The following is a 23,570-nucleotide window of genomic DNA, read 5'->3' as shown; positions in this document are numbered from 1 at the left end:
GAGATAGACATGCTGTTTTTGCTTCAACTTGTGATGGGCATTTTACTCATAGTATCGATGATCGGTTATATGCAGTTTGTCCGTAAGGTGATGTCCATCCGGTGGGAGTTCATTCCGATATTTGTGTTCTCGGCTATCGCCTGTATCGTCTATTTTGCCGGATTAGCAGGGCAGCTCTTCACGGGCAGCATTGTTGTGCTAATTACAGGCTTATTGTTGTTTAGAGGCAGAGTAATACAAGCTTTGTACCAGAGTAAACGGGGCACATGGTCATTATCATTTTCGTTATTTCAATTGAGTTTTCTGAGCGGGGTTTTCGTATTTTTGCTCATTCTGTTCCACACGGAGCTGACTCACTACGATAATTTCTCACATTGGGCGATTGTGGTGAAGGAGATGCTCAGCACCAATGCGTTTCCAACACCGAATTCGGACCTGATTGAGTTTAAAAATTACCCGCTCGGCACGTCGTCGTTTATCTACTATATCTGCCGATTTATGGGACATGCCCAGCCGATTATGCTGCTGGCGCAGGGGTTGCTGATCTTTTCCTGCTTCTACGCCATGTTTGGCATCGTGTCAGAGAAAAAACGGTTCCTGTTATATGCTTTTCTCGGGTTAGGTTTATCGACCTTGTCCTTTTTCAACCTGACGATCCGTATCACCAACCTGCTCGTAGACTTCCTGCTTCCAATTTTTGCACTCGCAATTGTGGCGGCGATATACCAGTATCGTCATGATCTTAAGCGAGCTTGCATCATTATTCTGCCTCTGGCGGGTCTGCTGACGGTAATCAAAAGTACAGGCATCATTTTTGCTGCCGTGGGCCTGATTTTTCTCGTATATATCTGGCTTACGAATAAGCAACGTGCGAACTGGAAGATTGGACTCGCTGTGCTTGGTACGATTGCAGGGGCGTTACTGCCTTATTTCAGTTGGAGCTGGCGTATGGCAACGGTATTCCGCGGTGTGAATAACAAGTTCGAGGGAGCAGCCGCTGCCCTAAAGTCGGGTAAAACAGCAGAGCAAAAGTGGGACATTCTTGTGCTTTTCTTGAAATCCAGCGTGGATATTACATCCAGACCTGTGCTGGGTATTGTTCTTTTTGAAGTTGCTGCGATCGCTGCTTCGATTGTGGCTTACGTGGTGCTCAAGAAGAAGTGGAATCTGTGGAAAGTGCTGATTGCACTGAATGTGATCGTTGTACTGTACTATGCCGGGATTCTGGCACTATATCTGTTCTCCATGCCTGTGGATGAAGCCGTCCGACTGGCTGGGTTCGAGCGTTACGCATCAAGTATCGTGGTATTGTTCGCTGGTGGACTGGTACTCTGTGCAGCTGTTGACATTGAGCGTACGTTCCATTACCGCATCGGTGAGGTTCCTGATTATCAATCATTCAAGACGGTACAGACGAAGAGGCATTATCAACAGGGAATCATCGCGTGTATGGCACTCGCGGCAACAACCCTCTTGTCCGAATATAACGGTATGATTTCAATCACGAGGACGTACGACAAAACCCTTCCCTACGAAGTTCATACGGTGACAGGGGATCGGTGGTATACCGGCGGCAAAGAGGATCGAAGCAAGTATTTGTTTTATGGTTCTGACCGAGATCAGCAGGTGACAAGTTATTATATGCAATACGTGGGTAGATACTTCTTATACGCTCCCAATGTGGACGGTATCGTGCTGTTCTACGAGGATAATATGGACAACTTGCTAAGTAACTACGACTACCTTGTGGTGATTGAGACGGATCTCAACGCGAAAATGTTACTGAAAAAGCACTACGGCATTGATATGCAAAAAGGGATCTATAAGATCACCCGATCCGGTGATCAGATTACGCTGACATTAACCTCCGTTTAAATGAAGCCTACCACCCAGTGATCCAAGGCACGTTTCCTTTATCAAAAAAAGGAAGCGTCCCCGTCTTATGATCACGCTATGGTAGTAACGAGGACAGGCTAAAAAAGCTCCACTCCCATGAAACCGGTGAGTGGAGCTTTTTGATATCCTGGATAAAGACCTAACTTCTGCTTAGGTAGCCTTACCCTCGGGTTTAAGTTTTCGCATAAAGGCATCGATATTATCAATCAGCAGCTTGTTGTTTGGTGAATCGGTCCGGGTAATCATCTCTTTCACCGCATGGACAAATGAGTCCAGGTCAGTCGTGTCAGCCTGTTCAAATCGGTTCTTGGCGGGCAGGTTACCCGCAGGGCGAGTCGCATCCTCACGGTATTCTTTGATCCATGCTTGATTCGTGGATGCCTGTTTCGCAAAGTTCTGTAGAATGTTGCCCCAGTCCTTGTTGTTTACGATGGCGTCTTGCAACTTATCATAGGTCTGAGGCTGGAATTTGCGCATCATGTAATTAAGATCCACGTAATCCTCCGGTGCACCAACCGGCCGTTGTGGTGGTGTATCATACTGAATTTGTTTCGTTTCGGGGTTAATTGTTCTGGTTGTGGAGATCGCTCCAATCTGGCGGATCGTATTCATGAACTCGGTGGCCTGATCGCCCTTCATGTAGTTGTCCGCTATGTATTGTGCTTGAGTTAGACCAAGTTCGAGTAAAGCGGATCGATGGCCCTCATCTGTTACATCCGTAATCAGATTAGATTGAATGATGCCATACACCGTTTCTTTAACCTCGGAAGGATGGCCCTTAAGCAGACGTTCCAGTGACTCGTTGATCTGAACGGTGCCAAAGTAAACGGCTGAATGGTTCACGACATCCGAGGAGGCAAGCTGCCGGGAAGCGTTACTGATCTCTACGGTATCTGTGTCATGAGACAAATCGAACTTCCCTGTAATCATCGTTGGTTGATTTGATGGATTCGCTTGTCCTGTGCGTTGTTGTGAATGAGTGTAGGCATTGAGGTCAAACGGCGTTGTGCTTTGAACCTTCATTCGTAAACACCCCTATTCGTTAAAAATAAACGCTCTAATTTTTCCATCTCAGACATGTCTCTTTATGTTATCGGAATAATATTCCATATTTTTAATATAAATGGACAAAAAAAGAGCAACGAACGGCTATCTTTCACCGCTCGTCGCTCTCCTTGATTCAATCAACCGCCATAAATACTGTAGGCGAAGTGATACACAATATCGGTCGTATTCACACTTGGAAGACTTGTCACTCTGGCCAGCACAGCACAAAGATCATAATAATGTGTGAAGCTTATGGCTCCTGGCAAGTACTGACTGAGGCTGCCGGCGGAAGGAGGCAGGGACAACGTTGCAGTGAACTGCCCACTGCTGTTGGTCATGACTTTGGCACTGCGATAACGGTTGTTGCTGCTTTCAGACCAGGCATCATTCGCCCAGATAACCTCGACTTCCGCATTAGCAACGGCATAGTTATCAGAAGTAGCCGCAACCCCTGTCACCGTGAAGCTTGATCCCGTGATTCGGTAGTAGCGTCCATAGGCATAAGAAGGGTAATCATTGGGGCCGCCGTTGGAGTTGTAGCCCGTAATGACAATTTTGTCTGCACGTAATACAGGCTGCAAATGCAGTGAATAGTTGGTGTCGGAATACGTGTTGGTTGTATAGACCTTCAAATAATAAGTGCCCGTACCTAACGATACATTACCGTTCGTAGTTGGCATCAAGGCCATTCGATTGTTACTTAAAGCTCCGTACAATTCAGCTTTGTAACCATTTGCCGTTGAAGATTGATCCAGCGTGATGCGCATCGCATCATAGTTTCTGTTCTCTGGAACGGTGATTTTGTACCAATCCTGATCAATCTCCGAATTTAATGAACGAGTAGCGAGTGTAGAGCCGCCAATAGCGACTGTAAGTGGGTAGGCCCGAAGCGCGTTCTCGTCTGTCTCGAAGGCATCATAAGTCGAGCTTGTGGAGACCGTCAGGGTAAACGGTTCGTTGATGCTGGCACCAACCTTGCCGTAGGCTTCAATTAAGTAGGCTTTGGCTCCAGAAGTGTTATTTTTCGTGCCTACATTTTCAGATAACGTTCTGGACCCGTTACCGTAATTATTCAAATACGTCCCGTATATGGAGTAATCAATAGGGTTCGGATTCACTTCCCCGGTGGACATATCGAATTCATAGAGATATAGATCGTAATCAAGCTGCGCGGATGCGGGATTATCCATCTGTACTTGCAGAATATGCCCGGGTTGTACATAGATCGGATACAAGTAGCTTGAGGTGCCTTGCTCCTGGATGTAGCCAGTGTATGTAGTGGTCTCAGCTGCGGCTGTTGTGTTATCTGTATCCTCCGGTTGCGGAGTAGCCAGCAAACGTTGTTGCTTATGCGTTTTGGAAGTGGCAGAAGATTCATTCAGGTTGACCGTTTCCTTGAGCCGGTGTTCCTTCAATGGAGTGGAATCCAACTCGGTGGGAGCCTTGGTCAGCTCAGTGATAATCTCAGTGTCTGGCTGTATGACCTGTTCCGTAATGCGTGCCTCAGGGAGTTCTTTTCCCTCATAATCATTGTTAGCCGAAGCGTTGAAACTAAAAGCAAAGGTCAGAACCAGATTCATGACGATAAGCATGGAGAGTGTCTTTTTCAAAGTGTAAACTCCTCTCTTCTTATAATTTTTTGCTACAATTCTATAATATACCAAATATATGCATTTGTTAAGTGATGAATATCATGGTAGTACAGGTAGTTGCTTCATCGACAAACAGGGGTTTCTATGATAGGCTGGAAGCATCCCAAGGGCATTCTACTTTTCCAAGTAGAGTGCCTTGCTGTATATTATGGGAGTTTACATTTAATGGTTTTAAAATGAAGCCGTGTGGAGGTGGTGATGCTATGTTTCTCTCTTTAGTCCCCGTAGGGGAATGTTGGATGATGGAAAGTGAACGTGTACAGAAAATCATAGAATACAGAGGAGCGAACATAGCATGACTACTTATATACAAGCGGAGACCCGTATCAAATTAAAGCCGTCCGGACTTCAGAATTTGCGCCAATCTGGACGCCTGCCGGGTATTGTTTTTGGCAAAAACACAGAGAATGAGATGATTCATATCCCGTCGGTACCATTTCAAAAATGGTTGAACCAAGGTGCGTCCGGATTCATCGAACTGCAATTCGAAGAAAAACCTTCACTTACCGTATTGCTGGAAGATCTGCAGCGTGATCCGGTTACACGAGATTTGATTCACGTCGATTTTCAGCAGGTACAGAACGATGAGGTGCTACGTACCAAAATCCCGGTCAAGTTCAACGGAACCCCAGAGGATGCGAAGTACGGCGGGGTTGTACAGATTCAGTTAGCTACTATCGAAGTGGAGGCTCTACCTCGTCATTTGCCAACCGTGGTCGAGTTTGATATTAGTGCAATGAAAATCGGTCAAACCCTACATGTTGAGGATGCCGAGTTCGCGCCGGAAGTAACGGTGATCTCAGAGGGCAACGAGTCACTTCTCTCTGTGATTAAACCTTGACGAGGGTTTGCTAAAAACATAAAGTTAGAGATTATTGTGGTACCTCAGCTTAACCAAGCTGGGGTATTTTTTCTTTTTATCTATCCATGTTCATTCCTCTTTTATTTCTTGTCTACATTCATTTTTTACTTTAATCTATTAAAATACTACAGCCGAAAAGGGGGAGCCGCATGCCGCTCCTATATTACGTCCAAACCTCTGTCATTGGTTTAATTATTACACTTATTATTTGTTTCCATATGCTCAGGCGAAATAAAGAGAAGTCTGAACTAAGAAGTGTTTTTCTGGTGCTGCTGTTCTCCAATATGTCATTGCTGTTGCTGGAAATGGTGCTCAACATGCTTATTGGGAGCGATGCAGCCTTGGTAGGCAAACTTCTCCCGGCTGTTATATGTGTATTTTACATATTGAATCCGGTGCCAGAGGCACTCTGGATATTCTATCTGGATGCGGTCATACGCCGGAACAAACGAAAGGGCATGAGCAGGCTAACGGCCATTGTGATCTGTCTTCCAATTGTGGTGAATGCGGTGCTTTCCTTGGGAAGCTTGTCAGGAGGGTATCTCTTTTACGTGGATGCAGATCATGTATATCACCGAGGCCCTTACTTTCTGCTGATGCCCGCCATGTGTTATATCTATCTATTCTATTATCTTGGGCTGGTTATTCTCAAACGAAAACATGTATCTGTTCAGGAGTTTCGGGCCTTGCTCTTCGCAGCACTTCCGCCACTAGTCGCCGGTGCTTTGCAAAGTATGTTTTTTGGATTAAGCGTACTATGGATCGCCCTTGCATTTTCTTTGTTAATTGTTTATTTGAATTTGCAGAGTGAACAGGTATATAAGGAACTGATCAAGCTGAATCGGCTCAAGGATCAATTTCTCGCCAATACATCGCATGAACTGCGCACACCGCTTAATGGCATTATTAATATTACAAATTCCATACTGGAGGATAGAGCGGGGGCTGAGGATACATCTCAGCGACACAACCTTAAGACGGTTCTGTCGGAAGCGCGCAGATTAGATCGCCTTATACACGACATTTTGGATATCTCCAGCATGAGGAGTGGAGGCATGAAGCTAACACTGCGGTCGATCGACCTTCACTCCATTGCAGATGCATCATTATATGTCATAAGTCAGCTTAATGATGGCAAACCGATTGAATTCATCAATCAGATTCCTACCGATTTTCCTGCTGTATATGCGGACGAAGAGCGTCTTTATCAGATTTTCTATAACCTGGTTGGCAATGCTTTGAAATTCACGCAGCATGGACATATTCGGACTGGGGCTGTGCTTAAGCAGGATCATGTCGAGATCTGGGTACAGGATACCGGAATGGGCATTCCGAATGATCGGTTAGAGGATATTTTCAACCCGTTCTACCAATTGGATTCCACTGAAACTCGAGAAGCTGGCGGAACAGGATTGGGGTTGTCCATAACACAAACACTGATTGAACTCCACGGTGGAACTATTTGGGTTAAATCGAGGCAGGGTGAAGGGAGTATTTTTCTGTTTACGCTTCCGATCAGTAACGAACGTAAGGAAAAGGTATATGGAAAACAACCAGATGTGCAAGCTACGCTAATTGCGGAGAAACATGTATTAACGACTAAGCGAGTCAAAACGGAAAAAGGAAAAAGTTATGCCATCTTGGCTGTGGATGATGACCCGGCGAGTCTTGCAGCACTATTCCACGTTTTGGATAACGATGGGTATGATGTGACCGCTGTTTCGGATGGAATGGCAGCGTTGGCCAAATTAGAGCAATCCCCTACGTATGATCTGGTCATCCTGGATGTTATGATGCCAAAAATATCAGGGTATGATGTGCTTCGTACAATACGCCAGCGTTTTCAACCGCTGGATCTACCTGTACTAATGGTTACTGCGAGAGCAAGACCTGAAGACCTGCAGATCGGATTTGAAGCAGGGGCTAACGATTATTTAACCAAACCCTTCGAGTCGTTGGAGCTTAAATCGAGGGTTAAGACACTGGTGCAGCTCAAAGAATCGGTAGGAAATCGAATATCAGCTGAGCTTTCATTTCTCCAGGCACAGATTAAACCCCACTTCTTATTTAACTCCTTGAGTACAATTGCGGCACTTAGTACGGTAGACCCTATGCGAGCCAAGGGGTTGCTTTATGATTTGTCCGATTATTTGCGGGGCAGCTTCAGCTTCGAGTCTGGTGAAGAGTTCACCTCTATTGGGAGCGAACTTGCTACCGTTCGAGCTTATGTATCGATTGAGCAGGAACGGTTCCAAGACAGGCTTGATATGCAGTATGACATCGATGAACGTGTGGAGCTGAAAATTCCCATGCTTATCATCCAACCTTTGGTGGAAAATGCGATTCGTCATGGCATCATGACCCGAAATGCGGGTGGTGTTGTACGTCTGACGGTGCGACGTGAAGAGGATACAGCACTCATTATAGTAGAGGACAACGGCGTTGGGATGGAGCCCAAACGGGTGCAACAGCTTTTGGGACAGCCTGCGGCCCGTTCAGGTGTGGGACTGATGAATATTCAGCGCAGAATGATTCTGCATTATGGCACAGGGATACAGATTCGTAGCCGCCCGAATGAGGGGACAACCATTATACTTCAAATTCCATGGAACAAGGAGAACAGCACGGATGACAATGAGAGCCATATTGCTGGATGATGAGCCTATTATACTAAATGAATTAGTCTCGCTCCTGAAAGAAGATGAACGAATCGACATTATCGGTGCGTATACAGATCCGCTGCTGCTGATGCAGGATATTGCAAGCCTAAGGCCGGAGTGTATCTTTCTTGATATTGAAATGCCAGAAATGAGCGGGATCGAGCTTGCAGAGCAACTCAGTTCTAAGGGGATCGATGTGGAGATTGTATTTATTACAGCCTATAATCACTACGCTGCACAGGCTTTTGATGTGAACGCCATCGATTATTTGCTTAAACCGATTCGCCCCGAGCGAATTCGTAAAGCGGTAGATAAACTGGTCAAACAGGTTGCCCAGAAGCCCGGGTTGACTCAAGGGCAATGCTCTATTCATAGCTTTGGCCCGTTTGAGGTGAAGCAAGGCCATATGTCCATCAAGTGGGCGCGATCGAAGTCGAGAGAGTTGCTAGCCTATTTTTTGCAACATGAAGGCCGTTGGTTGTCCAAATACAAGCTGTGTGATGATCAATGGGGTCACTATGAGCCTGAGAGAGCACTGGCGTATTTGCAGACTTCGTTATATGCCATGCGTAAAAACTTGAAAGCTGCAGGTTGTACGGAGCTTGAGATTGAGTATGCCAATGATCGATATATTCTGCGAGTGCTGCATGCAGATTGGGATCTTCGTACCTTTGATTCGGCCGTGCGTCAGTTCAATGAGACATATTCCGAGGAAGCCAGACAGCAGGCGCTGGCTGTGTATCGCGGGGAGTATCTGGAGGGGGAAGACTGGTTGTGGTCGGATATTACGAGGGAAGCCTATAGACAGCAGGCAGAGAAGTTGAAACAAGCCGACTAACTCCTATTGAAGACAGGAATCTGCAGAATATGTAGATTCCTGTCTTTTTTTGCGAGTGTTTTGCGAGTGTTCTCTTATAGAATGGGCATCAGACATGATGAACAAATTCAGAGAGCAGAGAGGGGAACAACAGGATCGTGAGAACAATGAAAAAATGGCTAAGCGTATCCCTGATTATGGTGCTGACGTTGAGCTTGTGCGGTGGATGGGGGACGAGGGTTCAAGCGGAGCCTGTACCCGTTGTTGCAGTGAATACAACGACCAACCAAGAATACTGGGATGTATCTATGGCTTTGAATGAGGCGTCGGACGGACAAACCATCAAGCTGGTTGATAACGTTTCAACAGGAAACAACATTACGTATGAGCGCGTTGGAGTAAGTGTAACACTGGATTTGAACGGCTTTAACATAACAAGGGATGCTACTGGAGTATCAGGTGAAACAGGAGAAGCTTCCACCATTTTCGCCAAAGCAGGAACATTAATTATTCAGGATACCTCTCCTGAAGAGAATGGTTACATCAAATATGTTAACAGTAGCAGTAGCGGATCTGGCTTGAATGTCGGGCAGGACGGTACAGTTAAGCTGTTGTCTGGCGGTATCATCGGCGCGGGGCAGGGCGTATATGTCCATGATGCAGGAGCTCATTTCGAGATGAGCGGAGGGGTTGTATACGGTTATTTCGATGCTGAAGGATCTGAGGCGCTGGATGCCGGAAATGGGGCATATGTAACGGTATCGGGTGGTTATCTCGGAACTTATAATTCAAAAGCTTTGCTGATCTGGAGTGGAAGTACACTGGACCCGCAATATTGGAGTATTACCGGCGGATATTTCACGTCCAACTCCTACAGTGACGGAAGCTTGAAACTGATTGAAAACTTTGTGACAGATGGCGTTGTAACCGAGCTTAACCCAACGGTAAAACATAATATGTCCGGGGATACCGAGTACAGATATCATCTTACAACACCACGTAACATTACGTTTGATGCTGGCAGTGGCCAAGTGAATACCGCAAGTCTGCAAACGAATGGATCAGGTAAACTTCAAACTTTACCTACGGCAAGTCATGAGGAATTAACTTTTATGGGCTGGTATACAGCTAGAACTGGCGGTACGAAAATCACAACGGATTACATTTTCAATAAGGATACAGTCGTTTATGCCCAATATAGTGAAGAAGAATCGGAGCAGGAGCTTACACCTGAAAGTGTGATCAATTTTTATAACGAGAAGCTGACCCAGTTTGTACCAGGAGCTACGTATACGATTAATAATACGGAAGTCGTTGCAGATGCATCTGGTGAGATTGCGATTGAAGATAGCTGGTTTAATTCAGATCTGACTATTGTAAAAAAAGGGATTTCAGGAAGTACAGTAGATAGTGATCCACAACTTCTGACCATTCCAGCAAGACCAGATGCGCCATCGATCGGTCACACGGATGAAGCTACACTAAACGGAAGTGACGGCGCAATAACACAAGTGAATAACACAATGGAATACAAAATCAAGTACGCAGTCGAGTGGGGAGAGATTACAGGAAATACGGTTACGGGGCTTTTCCCGGATCAATATGAAGTACGGGTAAAAGCTACAGCAAACTCTTTTAGCTCACACAGTGCCAAGGTATTCATTAATCCACTTTATGCTATCAAGTTCTTCCTGAATGGCGGAACGATTGTAAGTGGTAATGTGAACGGATATCACCCAGGGGTTGATCTGACGTTACCTACAGATGTTTCCCTGAGTGGGGCAAGATTTGCAGGCTGGTACAGGAACAGTAACTTTTCAGGTAATCCTGTAACGGTTATTGGGTCTGGAGAAGAAGGTACAGTTCGATTGTATGCCAAGTGGACGAATATGTTTACCTTCTACTACAACGATGGTGACCGTAATGTGTACACCGTACAAGATGAAGTGCTTCACGGGGGGACTTTGGCAATGCCAGAGCCACCGACGCGTGACGGATACACTTTTGTCGGCTGGTACAAGGATGCTGGGCTGACAAAACCGTGGCAGATAAATGAGCAGGTATCTGCTGATACGAAGCTCTACGCACGTTGGGATAAACATGTATATAGCATTGAAGGTACAGTCATTAATGATGCTACTCCGTTTGTAAAGGTTGCCGGTGCACAGGTACAGGTCATGCAGGGAAATGTGCAGTTTGGCACCACAGCTGTGACAGATACAAATGGGAACTTTATGGTTACGGGCGTGCCAAACGGCACATACAACCTGGTTGTTACCAAGGGTGAGCAATTGGTTACGATGCTTGTTGTGGTGAAGGATGGCAACTTTGATTTTGGAGATCAGTATATTATTCTGCCAGAAGGCAAAAAGAACACGGCTCTTGAAGTGAAAGGAACAGATACACCTAACGTTGTGGTAGACAGGCTGAATGACCTGTTTAACGATCCAACTTCATTCACTGCAGAAGATAAGAGTCAGGTGGATCAGGGTGGAGCAGTGAAATTCAAGCTGACGGTAGAGAAACAGAACGAAACTACTGCGGGTGGCGCCTCGGCTATTCAGGCGATTGCAGGCAGTCGGGTCATTGACATGTATCTGGACATGACCTTGTTTAAAACATTAACGGATAGTGTAACTCAGACGGATACAACAGTTACGTTGCCGACGCTTGGTAAGTTGCTGAAAATCATCGTTCCGGTGAATCTTGCTGGTAAAAGTGATGTCGTATTGTATCGCTATCATGCCGGTGTAGCCGAGAAGATGAATTCATTGGCTTATTCTACTTCGATGCCAACACAAGAAGGATTTATGATTGATCCTACAGGCCAAGAGCTCACCATCTTCTCACAGAACTTCTCGACGTACGCTATTGCGTATAGCAATGGAAGTAACAGCGGTAACAACGGAGGCAATACTGGAGGTAATACAGGCGGAGGTACCGGGGGGAGCAACGGTGGCAGTGCTGGAGGAGCAACATCAAGCGGTGTTAGCTACACATTGACCGTGACCGGCTCTCAGGGTGGAGCGATCTCTCCAAACGGAACTGTGAATGTAGCACAAGGTGCTTCACAGACTTTCCTGTTCGCACCTCAAGAAGGTTACATCGTAGCCGATGTTCTGATTGATGGCGTGAGTGTGGGAGCTGTTTCGAGCTATACGTTCAACCAAGTGAAGGCTGCACACAGCGTTCAGGTTGTTTTTGCCAAAAAACAAAATGATACCCAGACCGTATCCGACGCTGGTTTGCCGTATTACTACACCTCAAATGGTCAGAAGCTGTTCATCGGTTTGGCTTCTGACGACTCGGGAACGATGAAATATATTGCACCATCATGGGCTAAAGTGCTGTTCCAGCCTAACCCTAAGATGTTCACGGACATTGCTGGACACTGGGGTGTATCTTCAATTCAGTTCGTGACCGAACGTGAAATCTTTTTAGGCACAGGCAAAGAACAATTCTCGCCAAACGGCGGTATGACACGAGCGATGCTGGCGACGGTCATCGGTCGGATGTATGAACGCAGTTACGGTCCGCTGGAGACTCAAGGAACGCGGATATTCACGGATGCTAAGTATGATAGCTGGTATGGCTCTTATATCGATTGGGCTTATGAAAATGGAATCATTCAAGGGGTTGGCGGCGGTAAATTCGAGCCGGATCGCACCGTGACCAGACAAGAGCTTGCGGCAATGTTATATCGTTTCTCCAACTTCTTGAAGTTGTCTGGGGGAGACGTGTCCAGTCCAGGTCAACTGACGTATACGGATGCAGGAAATATCGCTGTCTGGGCACAGCAAGCTGCATGGTATATGCAGGAAACTGGTATAATGACTGGGCGTGCAGGGGCAAACTTTGCTCCCGAAAATATCGCTTCACGGGCCGAAGTGGCGGCAATGCTTGAACGCTTCATCGAGCATGTATTGTAGAAATAGAAGTTTATTGTCTAGGGGTATTATAGATCTAAACTAAAATGTATGAATTGAAATAAGCTGCATGGGCTAATTGTCCATGCAGCTTATTTTGGTTGGTGTCAGGAGTCAAAAAATAAATTATTACTCATCCATGGAAGGTAATACAGGAAATAAGATACAATACTATATATATGAAGTTTACGAACAAGGTGGTGAATAGATGAAGGAATTGCATAGTCCAATGAACCGGAAGACCTATTACATATCTATGTTTTTAATGATCCTTCTAATGGTAGCCGGATTAGCAGTATCTACCGCAGAGCTTCAGGGTATTACCATTGGATATGTCATTCATCTGTTATGTGTTGTGACGATACCTGTATGTCTTCTCATTTACCCTAGATATGAAACATTTGCATTTCGATTGAGCATCATTTTGCTCGGGTTTGTCTATTTTTACACGCTTGCATTGATCTATCCTCAGACGTGGACAACATACATTATGATCTGTTTGCTTCCGGCACTCGCGATTCTGTTCTATGATTTCAAACTGTTTTATATCTCGCTCAGCTTGAATACAGTTATGCTGGTGGTTGTGACGACGTATATTCACATGCAAGATAATGTTTACAAATATATACATATAGATTTGGCTGGCAATCTGATTAATATTATGGCGAGTCAGCTGCTCCTGTTCCTCATTTTCTATTTAACCTTTGATCGGATTCGAAAGCAGGAGCTATATCTGGAACAGGTACAACAATCCGAACGACTCAAGATGGTTGCGCATCTCACTGCAGCCGTTGCTCATGAAATCCGTAACCCGGTAACGGTGGTACGAGGATTCCTGCAGTTGTATCAACAAAATGCAGCCTTCAACGATGCAGATCGCTCGAAGTTCGCGCTGATGATCGATGAGCTGAATACGGTGGAACAGGTGACCTCCCAATTTTTGTCCATTGCCAAACCGAACCGAGAAATATTGATTGATGAGAAAGTACGTGTGCAAGAGGTGCTTGAGGGGGTAGCTAGCCTATTGGGCTCCTACGCCATGTTGTCCAATAAACATATCGATATCGAGATTGAAGAGGGCTGCACGATCTTCATGAATGCCGTTGAGTTTAAGCAGGTGATCATTAATCTGATCAAGAATGCTCTGGAAGCCTCGGATACGGGAGCCATGGTTCATGTAACAGCAAGACTTGTGAAGCAGAAGGTGGAGATCAAGATTGTGGATCAGGGGTGCGGGATGACGGAGGAGGAAGTTAAAGCTTTGGGTACCCCGTTTTACTCGCTGAAAACGAATGGTACGGGACTCGGGCTGATGATCTGCTTCAACATCGTAGAGAAGGTTAACGGAACGATTAAGTATGAGAGTGAGAAGGGAGTAGGTACGACGGTGATCCTGACGTTTCCGGCAACAGACCGCGGCTGAAGGGAATGAAGAGTGGGAGATTCCCTGTTAAGAGGAGTAAATAAAAGAAGAGTCCGAGCATAAATAGATTTAAAAAGTGAGTCAAGAAAGGCTGCCGAATGGCAGCCTTTTTCTGTTCCTGTTCTTACTCTTATTCAACTCTGACCTCAGGAAAACGAAGGATAGCGCTCGCCGGCTGCAAACCCCTTTGGCGAGATTTGTTCGATCTCGGCCAATTCTTCCGGTGTGATCGTGACCTGCAATGCACCAAGGTTCTCCTGCAACCGATCCAGACGTTTCGTACCGGGTATAGGTACAATTTGCTCCCCCTGCGCCAGCAGCCAGGCTAGAGCCAGTTGAGGTGTAGTACAGCCTTTTCGTGCGGCAAGCTGCTCAATCAGCCGAACGACCTCCAGATTTTTATTGAAATTATCTCCTTGGAAACGAGGGAAGAAGCGGCGGTAATCATCCGCAGGCAGATCATCAAACGTCCGAATCTGTCCAGTCAGGAATCCGCGTCCCAAGGGACTATAGGGTACAAAACCGATCCCCAGTTCATCCAGCACAGGTAGCACCTCATCCTCCACTTCGCGGCTCCATAGCGAGTATTCTGTTTCTACCGCCGTGATGGGGTGAATGGCATGTGCCCGCCGGATCTGATCCGCCGTTGCTTCCGAGAGACCAAGGAAGCGGACTTTACCTTCCTGCACAAGTTGAGCCATAGCGCCGACAGTCTCTTCAATGGGGACATCCGGATCAACGCGATGCTGATAGTACAGGTCGATGTAATCGGTGCCCAGTTGAAGCAGGCTGGAATCGATTGATTTTTTGATATACGCCGGGTGTCCGAGTACCTTCATGTTTGGAGATACAATGCCGAATTTGGTCGCCATAACGGCTTGATCACGCCGGCCTCTCAGAGCTCGGCCAACCAGCTGCTCGTTACCTCCGAACCGTCCTTGTTGCATGAAATGTTCCCCGTATATATCAGCTGTGTCGAACAAGGTAACTCCGTGATCCAGTGCACCATGAATCGTACGTATAGAATCCTCGTTGTCAGGCATCATCATGGTACCAAGTCCCAGTGCGGATACCTCAAGTCCAAGTGAACCTAACTTTCTTTTTACCACTCCATTATTATTAAACTCCATCCGATCATCCCTCTTTTCCGCAAATTAAAGAATATAGTACCTTCATCGTTATGCTTAAGGCATGATTCCATTCTAATTCGCAGTTACTACCCCAACCACAGCATGCTTATGCTAGTAACGGCAGTACCAGGATGGCATTATTCTGGTTGTCTTGTATAGGACTACGGTGGTAAATGAAGTGTAGATCAATCGATCTGTGATAGAAGAGGGGCAAGCGCTGTTTAAGATTTCTGTTCCTTGACTGGAGAATAGATGCACAGATGCAGATCCGGGTGATCCAGCGTGAATGATAACGAATTAATGTCATATGCGATAGCTTGTTCTTGGTCGGGCAGTTGGTAGTAAACGCGCGTAACCCTCTTTGCCTCTACGTGGTGCAGCTCCCATAACGATGCAAATTCAGAACTTTCTTTGGAAAGATCATCTACAAACTTGGGAAACCACGGATCATGTGTATATCTATCATAAGAGGTACGGAATATCGCAACGGAATGTGCCGCCATCTCCTCCCAATTGATAAGTCGAGCGCGCATTTCCGGATCTGTAAATAAGCTAGACATCATGTTCCGTTGTTCTGGAGCACGTGAAGTGTAGTCCAATACGTACTTGTCGACAGCTGTGTTCCAGGCAAGCAGCTCGGCACGATCATTCGTGATGAACGCAGGAAACGCCATCTGATTCACAATATCCCGCCAAGGTTGAGTGATCTCCGAGGTAATTGGCAGGGCCATCTCAGGTTCATTGCCATTCCATAGGCCGAGCAGATGGGTGTGCTCATCGGGAGACAATTGAAGTGCCCGGCCGATACTCTCGATAACTTCTCGGGAGACGGCTACCTCTCGGCCCTGTTCCAGAAACGTATAATAGGTTGCGCTAACCCCTGCCAGTATGGCGACTTCTTCTCGGCGTAACCCAGGTGTCCGGCGTTGACCATGAGTCTTAGCGAGTCCTGCTTGCTCCGGTTGAAGCCGGGCGCGTCGTGATTTCAGATAATCTCCCAACGTTTTGGCACGCATGCTGTTCAAGTCCACAGGTGACAGATGTGCTGGTTGTGATAGGCCGTTCATTTCAACCATGACGAGATCACCTCCTGAACTCTTTTTATCCAAAATTGTATTGCTGATGATAACGTAAATAAACGTAAATCGTATGGAACTCTACGCTATCCTTACGATATATATTACTCCGTGACCCATCTAGTATATCACTTGCTACTGGCTTACGTTGCGAGCATGAGGATGTTTATTCAATCTCCATCTCCTTCACCGTCTCGCCTTCCACCAGCTCAGGCTGATAGTAGGTTTGATCGGGAAGGTCTTTCTTTCCCTGCAACTTGCGGATAACCCAATCGGCAGCATCACGACCCATCTGCTCTTGGGGATGCGTGAGCGTGGTGAGCCTTATGTTGGCATTTTTGGCGATATATGAATTGTCCTGACCAATAATGGACAGCTCATCCGGGATCGAAATACCGAGCTGGCGGCAAGAGTGCACCACTTCCAGCCCAACTTCATCGTTGTAACAAACAATCGCGGTGAGTGCTTCCCGATTTTCTTGCAGATATGCTGTCACGTTTGCGGACAGATCCGCTTTCGATGCGGTATCAAACGAGAGCACATGCTCGGGATGGAACCTCAGTTTTGCTTCCCCTAGTGCCTTGATGTATCCCTTCATCCGGTACTTGCCCTGCAGATCGTCCATTTTGGCAATGATCCCGATCTGGGTGTGGCCTTTGGAGATTAATTCCTTCGTGGCGAGATAACTGGACTGTACATCATCCAGACAGAAAAAGGGGACCTCTAACTCCTCATAAAATGCATTGATCATCGCAAACGGCACATCCTGCTCCTTAAAAGACAGATAGTACGCAATATTCGGGTTGTACAGATTGCTTTTCGTCGGTTCAACAATCAGACCATCTACGCCGTAAGATAACATCATCTCAAGTGCCTTTTTCTCTTGTGCTACATCATTATTCGTACTGGCGAGCAGAAGCGAGTAGTTGTCCTCATTCAGACGACGCTCGATACCGCGAATAATGGAAGGGAAAATATAGTCCGAGATATAGGTGGTAATGACCCCGATCGTCTTCTTGGAAGTGTTGCCACCTGCTCGCGATCGGTACAGATTGCTGACGTAGGTGCCCGAACCCTTTTCGCTGCGTAAAAAACCTTCGTTAGACAACTCCAAGATGGCCTTACGAACGGTCTGACGGCTCACGTTATAACTTTCCTGCAAGGCTGATTCAGTAGGAATCTGCTCGCCGATGCTGTAAGTCCCGGACAGGATATGACTCTTTATATCATCAATAATCACTTGGTATTTAGGTTTCAATTCGTCCACTTCTTTCGTTGTAACGTCTATATAAAAACTGAATTACAGGTTGTTCGTGCATTGCAATTCGATGACAGAATAACCTTCTATATTATTCAATCCATAGTATTTCAATATATAGGTTATTAAATCAGTGCTTAAGTTGTACGTACATATTCTAGCATGAATCGCCTTGCTTGCAAGCGAAACCGTACATTCTGTTGAATGTTACGTACAACCGACTTCGATTTTGTCAAATTGAACCTTACATTTTAAAAGTAAAACGATTGAAAATACGTTGATATTACTGAATATTTTGAAAAAGTTTTTCTTTGTGAGTATAACTTTGATATTTCATTGACAAATGTACGTACAAAAAATATACTAAGGCTGTCAGAATAGGAAAGCGCATTCTTGGAATGCTGAAATAGATTATAGCCACGAACGTAGGTGGTGGATTGCACCTGACGAGGGTGCAGTTGTAATAGATGCCGTTCCACGGACGTAGATGGCGAGCAGAGAGGGGATATGCGGAAGTGACGAGTCATGTGGATGTGAAAGAAGCTATTGCTAAGGGCGCAACCTCACTTGGGATTGAGCTTGGATCAACGCGCATCAAAGCTGTATTGATTGATGAGCATTTTGAGACGATTGCCTCCGGCAGTTATGAATGGGAGAACCTGCTGAAAGACGGTTATTGGACGTACAATCAGGAGGATATCATCACGGGTTTGCAGACAGCGTACCGCGAGTTGAAGCAGGATGTGCAGCAGAAGTATAGTGTACCGCTGACGACTGTAGGTTCAATCGGCTTCTCTGCCATGATGCACGGATATATCGCGCTGGATCAGGCAGGGGAAATGCTCGTACCGTTCCGTACGTGGCGTAACTCTACGACGGGTGCGGCTGCACGCGAGCTGACCGAGCTGTTGCAGTTCAACATCCCTGAACGCTGGAGCATTGCCCATCTGTATCAGGCGATTCTGAACGGAGAGCAGCATGTGCCTCAGATTGATTACCTGACTACGCTGGCGGGTTACATCCACTGGTTGCTGACTGGCAATAAGGCAATTGGGATCGGCGATGCATCGGGGATGTTCCCGATTGACGAGACAACGCATAATTACCACCCGGCAATGATCAACCAGTTCAATGAGCATATTGCTGACAAAGGTTATCCGTGGAAGGTTGAGGATTTGCTACCTAAAGTGTACCTCGCAGGTGAACATGCAGGTGCATTGACGGAAGCTGGAGCAAAGCTGCTTGATCCGTCAGGAGAACTGGTAGCGGGGATTCCGCTCTGTGCTCCAGAGGGCGATGCGGGAACAGGTATGGTTGCCACGAACAGTGTACGCAAACGGACGGGGAACATCTCCGTGGGCACGTCAGTCTTTGCAATGATCGTTCTGGAGAAGGAATTGTCCAGCGTATATCCCGAGATTGACATGGTGACCACGCCGGATGGCAGTCCGGTCGGTATGGTACATGCCAACAACTGCTCCAGTGATTTGAACGCATGGATCGGATTGTTCCGCGAGTTCGCTCAGGCGATGGGCATCGAGGCCGATTCCGGCAAGCTGTTCAGCGTGTTGTTTAACAAGGCGCTTGAAGCCGACCCGGATGGGGGCGGATTGCTTAGCTACGGGTACTACTCCGGTGAAAATATTACAGGGCTGGAGCATGGACGTCCGTTGTTCGTTCGCTCTCCGGAAAGCAAGTTTAACCTGGCGAATTTCATGCGTACGCATCTGTTCAGTGCCTTCGGCGCGCTCAAGATGGGTATGGATATCCTGACGGAGAAGGAGCAGGTGGCCATTGACAGCATTTTGGCGCACGGCGGTCTGTTTAAAACGCCTGTGGTGGGACAGCGGATCGTAGCAGCGGCCATGAACGTTCCGGTATCGGTAATGTCTACCGCTGGTGAAGGCGGCGCGTGGGGTATGGCTTTGCTGGCTTCGTACCTGATTAATCAGGGTGAGCAAGAAACGCTGGATGTTTTCCTGGAGCAGAAGGTGTTCAAGGATGTCGAAGGGGTCGAAGTGGCACCGGAAGCCGCCGATGTGAAGGGATTTGAAGCATTTATCGAACGCTACCGGAGCGGACTTGCCATTGAACATGCCGCTGTGGAGCATCTGGTAGAGAACGGAGGAAACTAAACATGTTGGAGCAACTGAAACAAGAGGTATTTGAGGCCAATCTGGAGCTGCCGAAGCACGGACTGGTGAAGTTCACTTGGGGTAATGTGAGCGCGATTGATCGGGAAAGCGGTCTGTTCGTCATTAAACCAAGCGGAGTCGATTATGAAAAAATGAAAGCCAGCGACATGGTTGTCGTCGATCTCGACGGTAACGTGGTTGAAGGGGAGATGAGACCTTCTTCAGACACCGCTACGCATGCGGTTCTATACAAACACTACAAGGAAATTGGCGGCATCGTGCATACACACTCCACCTGGGCAACCATCTGGGCGCAAGCAGGCCTGGACGTACCTGTCATGGGAACGACTCACGCCGATACGTTCTACGGAGCCGTGCCATGTGCACGTTTCCTGAACCAGGATGAGATTGATCGCGGATACGAAGCAGAGACGGGCCGTGTAATCATTGAAACGTTCGAACAACGCGGACTGGATGTAATGGCGATTCCAGCAGTGCTCCTGCATGGTCATGCACCGTTTACATGGGGCAAAGACGCCAAGTCGGCTGTGGTGAACAGCGTTGTGCTGGAAGAAGTGTGCAAAATGAACCTGTACGCCCGCCAGCTGAACAACTTTGCCAAAGAGCTACCACAAGGCATTTTGGATAAACACTACCTGCGTAAACACGGCAAGGATGCATACTACGGCCAGAAGTAATTCTTAATCTTAATGACAAAAGATGGGTACTGCAATCGGAGTGTCCCGGTGTAACTACCCTGCCCAACCCGCAGTTGAATAGAACTTTTTTTACACCATTAACAGAGAGTGCAGAACCAATCTGAAGAAGCGAAGCGCTCGCGTTTATCATCGGATTTCTCCCTTAAGAAGGGGAGGAAAAGAAATCTGAGGATAACCAGCGATCGGAAGATGGTACTGCAATCGCAGTGACCCGGTGTAACTACCCTGCCCGACCCGCAGTTGAATAACCTTTTTACACCGATTAACGGAGAGTGCAGAACCAATCTGAAGAAGCGAAGCTAAAAGCTTTCGGCACGAAAGCTACTTCGGAAGGATATGCTTGGCGTTTATCATCGGATTTCCCCCTTAAGAGGGGAAGGAAAAGAAATCCGAGGATAACCAGCGATCGAAAGATGGTACTGCAATCGGAGTGACCCGGTGTAAACCCACCCTATCCAACTATAAACTAACGAAATGAGGATGATTCCATGTCAGCAACAGCAGCAAAAGAGTTTTGGTTCGTTGTCGGTTCACAACATTTGTACGGTGAAGAAGCACTCGGTGAGGTTAAAGCAAACGCACAGAAAATTACAGATGCCCTTAACGCTAGCGGCGTACTCCCTTATCCACTCGTACTGCAAGATCTGGCTGTAACCGCAGACAAAATCACCAGCATCATGAAAGAAGTGAACTACCGCGACGAAGTAGCGGGTGTCATCACTTGGATGCATACCTTCTCTCCAGCAAAAATGTGGATTCGCGGTACGAAATTGTTGCAAAAGCCATTGCTTCATCTCGCAACGCAATATAACGAGAGCATTCCATGGGCAACCATCGACATGGACTTCATGAACCTGAACCAAGCGGCACACGGTGACCGTGAATATGGCTTCATCAATGCACGTCTAAGAAAACAAAATAAAATTGTTGTGGGTTACTGGGAGCGTCCGGAAGTGCAACAGCAGGTTGCAGACTGGATGGACGTAGCGGTGGCATACAACGAAAGCTTTAACATCAAAGTTGCCCGTTTCGGCGATAACATGCGTAACGTAGGGGTAACAGAAGGGGATAAAGTCGAAGCTCAAATCCAGTTTGGCTGGACAGTAGACTACTATGGCATTGGTGACCTCGTCGAGTACGTAAACGCTGTAACTGAGCAAGAGATTGATGAATTGATCACTCAATATGCGGATCTGTATGAATTCGATTATGGCACCAACAGCAAAGAAGCATGGGAAGCTAGTGTACGTGTGCAAGCAAGCTATGAAATTGCGATCAAAAAGTTCCTGGATAACGGCGGTTATACGGCCTTCACAACGAACTTTGAAGACCTGCATGGTATGAAGCAACTTCCGGGTCTGGCCGTACAACGCCTAATGGCTCAAGGCTACGGATTTGCGGGTGAAGGGGATTGGAAAACAGCGGCGCTGGATCGTTTGCTCAAAATTATGGCTCACAACGAAAACACAGGCTTCATGGAAGATTACACGTATGAAATGGCATCGGGTCAAGAAGCCATTCTGCAATCTCACATGCTTGAGGTTGATCCGACACTGGCGAGCACTAAACCAAGAATCATCGTATCTCCACTGGGAATTGGCGATCGTGAAGACCCGGCTCGTCTCGTCTTTGACGGCAAAGCTGGCGAAGGTGTCGTGGTGTCCATGGCTGACTTCGGTACACACTATAAATTGCTCATCAACGAAGTATCTGCCTTCGAACCAACCGTTCCGGCGCCAAATCTGCCAGTCGCTCGTGTGTTGTGGACGGTAAAGCCGAACTTCCAAGACGGCGTTAAAGCTTGGATTGAGAATGGCGGCGGACACCACACGGTGGTATCTCTGAACCTGACGACAGATCAGATCATCACGTATGCGAAGCTGGTGAACTTGGAGTACGTTGTGATTAAATAGTCATACTCACTAACATGGAATCATCATTTTATAGTTCATTGATTATTAACGTAATTCTAACTGCAACCAATGAATATCGGTTGTAATCCGATCATGCCTGAAGTATGATCGGAGTATCAGAGATCAAATTCATAAGCGTATTCAACGTTAAAGCGAGCATCTGCTTGCCGTATAAAAGTGGAATTACAGAGGCCGAGAGTATATCTCGGCTCTTTGTTTTTATTTTTCGATCATCATTCGATCCCAAGGAGGTTACCAAGATGACACATACATACGAAAGTCTTATCGCACAGCTAGAGGAATTAGGCATAGATCGGCACGGCACGTTGCTGATGCATTCTTCGATGAAGAGTATGGGGGAGGTGGAAGGCGGAGCAGATACCGTACTGGATGCGCTGAGTGATTATATGAAGGATGGGTTGCTCGTTTTGCCTACGCATACGTGGTCTACCATTAACAAAAGCAATCCATTGTTCCACGTGGAAACGTCTTCCTGTTGTGTAGGCATTCTGCCGGAGTTGTTCCGTAAACGTCCTAACGTTGTCCGTTCCTGGCATCCTACACACTCTGTAGCGGCATTGGGTAAGGACGCACAGACGTTTACACAGGACGATCATCTCTTCGATACGCCATGTGCACGAGGTTCTGCATGGGGCAAGCTACTTGATCGCAAAGCGACAATTCTGCTGGTGGGGGTGGACTTGAAACGAAACACGTTTATTCATGGAATCGAGGAGTGGGTGGACATTCCGGGCAGAATGACCGATGAACATGAGATGCTGTATACCGTTTTGTCAGATGGAACCAAGATTTCCGTGCCTTCGCGCAGACATTGCGGACTATCTTGGTCAGAGCACTTCTGGAAGGTGGATGAGGTGCTAGTTCAAGCAGGCGCGATGCACAAAGGAAGTTTTGGAGATGCCGTCGCAAGTGTCTGTGATGCTGAGAGAACAACCGAGGTGCTTACGGAGATGCTGAAGGAAAATCCGGATCTGTTCTCGGACAATGAGCCTTTGGCAGATGTGAAGTAAGTGGAATTGAAGCGTCGATATCAGG

At 46.8% G+C, this 23,570-nt stretch carries 15 protein-coding genes; 10 read left to right on the top strand and 5 right to left on the bottom strand.

Translation table 11 applies throughout. From position 1 onward, the window contains the following. The first annotated feature begins 9 nt into the window (after positions 1-9). Positions 10-1,875: a hypothetical protein gene (locus Q9R46_RS19540; RefSeq protein ID WP_311281417.1), complete on the top strand. Its 1,866-nt coding sequence runs from the start codon at positions 10-12 to the stop codon at positions 1,873-1,875. A 171-nt stretch (positions 1,876-2,046) separates the two neighbouring features. On the opposite strand, the gene Q9R46_RS19535 is transcribed toward Q9R46_RS19540, so the two are convergent. After that, a complete protein-coding gene (locus tag Q9R46_RS19535) occupies positions 2,047-2,919 on the bottom strand; it encodes a hypothetical protein (protein ID WP_311281416.1) in 873 nt (290 codons plus the stop codon). 161 nt (positions 2,920-3,080) lie between these two features. Continuing rightward, positions 3,081-4,553: a hypothetical protein gene (locus Q9R46_RS19530; RefSeq protein WP_311281415.1), complete on the bottom strand. Its 1,473-nt coding sequence runs from the start codon at positions 4,551-4,553 to the stop codon at positions 3,081-3,083. A gap of 337 nt (positions 4,554-4,890) precedes the next feature. Here Q9R46_RS19530 and Q9R46_RS19525 point away from each other — a divergent pair, with 337 nt between their 5' ends. The 5 genes from Q9R46_RS19525 to Q9R46_RS19505 all read left to right on the top strand — a co-directional run bounded on the left by Q9R46_RS19525 (position 4,891) and on the right by Q9R46_RS19505 (position 14,283). Further along, the gene (locus tag Q9R46_RS19525; RefSeq protein WP_311281414.1) at positions 4,891-5,436 is read left to right on the top strand and encodes a 50S ribosomal protein L25; all 546 of its coding nucleotides are present in this window, start codon (positions 4,891-4,893) and stop codon (positions 5,434-5,436) included. A gap of 170 nt (positions 5,437-5,606) precedes the next feature. Next, positions 5,607-8,114 carry an ATP-binding protein gene (locus Q9R46_RS19520; RefSeq protein ID WP_311281413.1) on the top strand — a complete coding sequence of 836 codons (2,508 nt, stop codon included), beginning with the start codon at positions 5,607-5,609 and terminating at the stop codon, positions 8,112-8,114. Further along, positions 8,086-8,955: a response regulator gene (locus Q9R46_RS19515; protein WP_311281412.1), complete on the top strand. Its 870-nt coding sequence runs from the start codon at positions 8,086-8,088 to the stop codon at positions 8,953-8,955. Before Q9R46_RS19520 ends, Q9R46_RS19515 begins: the two co-directional genes overlap by 29 nt. Before the next feature lie 146 nt (positions 8,956-9,101). Further along, positions 9,102-12,863: an InlB B-repeat-containing protein gene (locus Q9R46_RS19510; protein ID WP_311281490.1), complete on the top strand. Its 3,762-nt coding sequence runs from the start codon at positions 9,102-9,104 to the stop codon at positions 12,861-12,863. A 205-nt stretch (positions 12,864-13,068) separates the two neighbouring features. Further along, entirely contained in the window at positions 13,069-14,283 is a 1,215-nt protein-coding gene (locus Q9R46_RS19505) for a HAMP domain-containing sensor histidine kinase (protein ID WP_311281411.1), read from the top strand. A gap of 146 nt (positions 14,284-14,429) precedes the next feature. Here the strand turns inward: Q9R46_RS19505 and Q9R46_RS19500 are convergent, their stop codons facing one another. The 3 genes from Q9R46_RS19500 to Q9R46_RS19490 form a co-directional block, all read right to left on the bottom strand. Next, positions 14,430-15,392, bottom strand: coding sequence for an aldo/keto reductase (locus tag Q9R46_RS19500; protein ID WP_397386393.1), 963 nt, complete (start codon positions 15,390-15,392; stop codon positions 14,430-14,432). A 242-nt stretch (positions 15,393-15,634) separates the two neighbouring features. After that, a complete protein-coding gene (locus Q9R46_RS19495; RefSeq protein WP_311281409.1) occupies positions 15,635-16,489 on the bottom strand; it encodes a helix-turn-helix transcriptional regulator in 855 nt (284 codons plus the stop codon). 166 nt (positions 16,490-16,655) lie between these two features. Then, a complete protein-coding gene (locus tag Q9R46_RS19490; protein WP_311281408.1) occupies positions 16,656-17,747 on the bottom strand; it encodes a GntR family transcriptional regulator in 1,092 nt (363 codons plus the stop codon). 515 nt (positions 17,748-18,262) lie between these two features. Between Q9R46_RS19490 and Q9R46_RS19485 the strand changes: the two genes are divergently transcribed. From Q9R46_RS19485 to Q9R46_RS19470, 4 genes are all read left to right on the top strand, one after another. After that, positions 18,263-19,882 carry a xylulokinase gene (locus Q9R46_RS19485; protein WP_311281407.1) on the top strand — a complete coding sequence of 540 codons (1,620 nt, stop codon included), beginning with the start codon at positions 18,263-18,265 and terminating at the stop codon, positions 19,880-19,882. A 2-nt stretch (positions 19,883-19,884) separates the two neighbouring features. After that, positions 19,885-20,580, top strand: a complete 696-nt coding sequence (locus tag Q9R46_RS19480; protein WP_090923505.1) for an L-ribulose-5-phosphate 4-epimerase — start codon at positions 19,885-19,887, stop codon at positions 20,578-20,580. A 509-nt stretch (positions 20,581-21,089) separates the two neighbouring features. Further along, complete coding sequence (gene araA / locus Q9R46_RS19475) at positions 21,090-22,514, top strand: L-arabinose isomerase (protein ID WP_123063856.1); 1,425 nt, start codon at positions 21,090-21,092, stop codon at positions 22,512-22,514. A gap of 260 nt (positions 22,515-22,774) precedes the next feature. Beyond that, positions 22,775-23,545 (top strand): AAC(3) family N-acetyltransferase, encoded by a 771-nt coding sequence (locus Q9R46_RS19470; RefSeq protein ID WP_311281406.1) that lies wholly within the window; start codon positions 22,775-22,777, stop codon positions 23,543-23,545. The last annotated feature ends 25 nt before the right edge of the window (positions 23,546-23,570 follow it).

The organism is Paenibacillus sp. RRE4, from assembly GCF_031844205.1.
Taxonomy (GTDB): Bacteria; Bacillota; Bacilli; order Paenibacillales; family Paenibacillaceae; genus Paenibacillus; species Paenibacillus xylanexedens_B.
Note: the sequence above shows the minus strand (reverse complement) of the source record. Positions and strands in the feature narration are given on the sequence as shown.